This window comes from Arenimonas sp. (assembly GCF_019459675.1).
Classification (GTDB): domain Bacteria; phylum Pseudomonadota; class Gammaproteobacteria; order Xanthomonadales; family Xanthomonadaceae; genus Arenimonas.
The window spans coordinates 1-3,389 of sequence record NZ_JAIBFH010000080.1 but is presented as its reverse complement, the minus strand read 5'-3'; the positions used below and the strand labels follow the sequence as shown (position 1 = coordinate 3,389).

Annotated in this window: 2 protein-coding genes; both read right to left on the bottom strand. The window is 68.6% G+C overall.

Annotated features, from left to right (window positions below; translation table 11 throughout):
- Positions 1 to 17: 17 nt before the first annotated feature.
- On the bottom strand, positions 18 to 1,478 hold the full coding sequence (locus K0M70_RS03095; RefSeq protein ID WP_290779151.1) for a DUF1501 domain-containing protein: 1,461 nt from the start codon (positions 1,476 to 1,478) through the stop codon (positions 18 to 20).
- Between the two features lie 3 nt (positions 1,479 to 1,481).
- On the bottom strand, positions 1,482 to 3,389 hold a 1,908-nt coding region (locus tag K0M70_RS03090; protein ID WP_290779149.1), incomplete at its 5' end, for a DUF1800 family protein.

Below are 3,389 nucleotides of genomic sequence, written 5' to 3'. Positions count from 1 at the left end.
CCCGCCGCCGGCGGGTATCACGGGGGGGGGCGGAAGTCGATGCCGTTGAGCAGCTGGTTGCTGCTGGCCAGCATCGGCAGGTAGTCGGCGCCGGTGCCGAAGTTGCGCAGGTTGGGGAAGATGTCCATCGCGTCGCCCTGGCGCAGACCGAACCAGCGCGACAGGGTGCTGCCCAGCTGTTCGATGGCGGTGGTCGGGATCATGCGGCCGCGGCCCACGTCCTGTTCGCTGCCCAGGCGCATTTCCGGCATCTGGCCGTAGATGCGCCTTCCCACCACGTCGCCGCCGATGATCCAGCTGTGGCCGCCCCAGCCGTGGTCGGTGCCGTCGCCGTTGTTGTTGAGCGTGCGGCCGAAGTCGGTCATCGTGAACGAGGTCACCTTGTCGGAAACGCCCAGCTCGACGGTGGCGTTGTAGAAGGCCGCCGTGGCCTCGCTGAGCGTGCGCAGCAGCCGCTGGTGGTCGGGCAGCATGTTGTCGTGCGTGTCCCAGCCGCCCAGGCCGACGAAGAAAATCTGGCGCTTCTGGCCCAATGCCCCGCGCGCGGCGATGGTGCGCGCCACGGTCTTGAGCGTGTCGGCCAGCCGGTTCTGCCCGGCCACCGGGAATGGCGTGGTGATCGCGGGCGCGTTGTTGAGTGCGCTGAAGGCGAATTCGCTGAAGTCGATCGCGCGCTGGCTGATGCGCGCATGTTCGCGCGTGAACAGCGACGAGTCGCGCTTGGCGGCGTCCAGCAGCTTGTAGAACGCGTCGCGCCGCGGCACCACGCGTGACCAGGTGTTGGAAGCGCGCAGGGTGTCGTTGATGCGGGTCGGCCCGCCGCCGCCCATGGTGTAGATGCCGTCGGCGGCGCCGCCCTGCCACATGTTGGTGCCCGACAGGGAAATGCTGGTGGGCAACCCGGCGCCCACCAGCAGCCCGGCGGCGGCCATGCGGTCGGCGATCTTGCCGCCCCAGCCGGCACGCGCGGCGGTCTCGCTGCCCATGGACATGCTGTAGGCCTGCTGGTCCACGTGCGAGAAAAGCTCGGGCGGCAGCGGCACGCTGCGTGCGGTGTAGGCGGCCTTGCTGGTGGGCGCCACCAGCGGGCCCACGTTGGCGAGCAGGCCGGCGCGGCCGGACTCGAACAGGCCCTGTAGCTCGGAAAGGGCAGGGTGCAGGCCCCACTGCACGCCGCCGTCGCCGCTGAGCGGGGTGATCGGCAGCAGGCTGGCCTGGGCGATGGAAAGCGCGGGGCGCGCGGCCTGGTAACTGGTGTAGGCCGCCGGTGTGCGTGGTACCACCATGTTGAAGCTGTCCGCGCCGCCGAACAGATAGATGCACACCAGTGCCCGGTAGTCCTCGCCCAGGCCCAGCTCGGACGCCTGCACCATCTGCAGCTGGCCCAGGGTGGCCCAGGCCGCCGCGCTGCCCAGCGCGATCTGCGAGGACTGAGCCAGGAAACGGCGCCGCGACTTCGAATGCTCGTTGCTGCTCATGGCTTACCTCTGCACTGCGAACTGGGGGGACGACGCAATCAGGAAGACCATGTCTTCCACCCGGTCGCCGCCGCCGTCGTTCATCGAAGTGGCGTAGGCCGATTCCACCAGGATCTGCCGCATCGCCGGACTCATGCGCCCCGCCATCAGCAGCAGGTTCATCCGGTCGGCCAAGGCACCGGGCGAAACCGCCAGCGCTTTTTCGGTGGACAGGTTCAGGCGGAAACGAGCGGTGTAGTAGCGCGGATCGCTGACGGTGGCGGCGATGGTGGGGTCGTCACGGTCCATCTGGAACAGCCTGCCGTGCCAGTGGTTGTACGTGGTCATGGCGGTGGCTTCGTTGAGAATCTGCAGCTCCGGCGCCACCAGGCCGCGGCGGCGGAACTCACCCGGCGGCTGGTAGTTGGGCCGGTAGAAGTTGAACACCGACGGCGACGACATCACGGTCTGGGCCATGTCCACGCCCGCGCCGCGGTTGCGCAGCAGAGGGCGCGTGGTGGCGCCTGCCGGCGAGGCAACGGCCTGCCCCTGGGCGGCAAACGCGCGCCAGATGGCCGTCATCCGGAGCATCGGTTCTTTAACCTTGCCGTACTCGTCGCGCGCCGCGACGGCCATGTCGCGCGCCTCGGGGTCGAGCAGGATGGCCTTGACCACGGCGCCCAGGTCGCCGCGCACGCCGGCGCCGTTGTTGTTGAAGGTGACCGCGACGCGCCGGACGTAGGCGGGCGAGGGATTGCTGGTGACCAGGCGCTGGATCAGGTGCTTGGCCAGGAAAGGCCCGACGTTGGGATGGTTGGCCAGCGCGTCCAGCGCGGACGTGAGGTCGGCCTGCGCGGTGCGGCCGGCCGCCAGGTTGGTTCCCGGGAACAGGGTCTTGGCGCCGGTGTCGTGGAAGTTCGCCCACGGCGTCATCGACCGGATCAACCCGGGCAGCTTGACGTCGTCTTCCCACACGTACCAGCTGGCGGCGCCGCCAAAGTTCCAGCCGGTCATGGCGCGCGCGAAATTGGTGATCACTTCGTTGTTGTAGGTGGAAATGGTGTTGCCGCTGCCGTCCAGCCGGGGCGTGCCGTCGAGGTTGAGTTCAACCAGGCCGATCGAGAACAGCTGCATCACTTCGCGCGCGAAGTTCTCGTCGGGCTCGGTGTTGCGGCCCGGGTTGGCCTTTTCGTTCTGCAGCATGCCCAGGTAGCGACCCATCAGCGGGTGCAGCGCCATTTCCTCCAGCAGGGCCCGATGGCTGCCGAACGCATTCACCGCCAGCGAGTCGTAGTAGTCGCTGATGGCCAGCTGCGAATAGCCGACGTTGTCGCTGACATCGGAGATGACGAAGAACTGGCTGAGCGCGAACGCCACGCGCTGGCGCAGCTGATCGTTGCCGTTGACCGCGATCAGGGTCCAGGCGTCGTGGCGGGACAGGTTGCAGCCCCAGGAGAATTCGCAGTCGCGGTCGCGCTGGTCGGTGTAATGCGGGCCCAGCTCGGCCTGGAGAGCTTGATGCACCTGCAGGTGCAGCGTAGGCGTGCGGGCGATCTGGTCATCGATCCAGGCGGCATAGCCCAGGCTGGCCACGCGGGCGATTTCAGCGCTGGTGGCGCCGTAGGTCGCCTGCTGCAGGAAGCGCGATGCCTGCGCCTGGTTGGCGGGCACCGCCAGGCTGGTGATGAAACCGCCGGCGGTGGCGCCAGCCAGTGCCCAGTTCTGGTTGCGGCCCGACGTGGGCTGCTGGCAATCCCACAGGCGCACGCCCGTGCCCGTGCGCGTGGAGCTGCCGCCCACTTCCACGCACCGGCCCGTGACCAGGTGGCGCAGGCGGTAAGTGGTGGAGCTGCTGATGCCTTCGAGCCGGAAGCGCTGGTCCGCGGCGTTGTTGCAGGCCAACTGCACGACCGCCGTACCGTTCACCGTGCC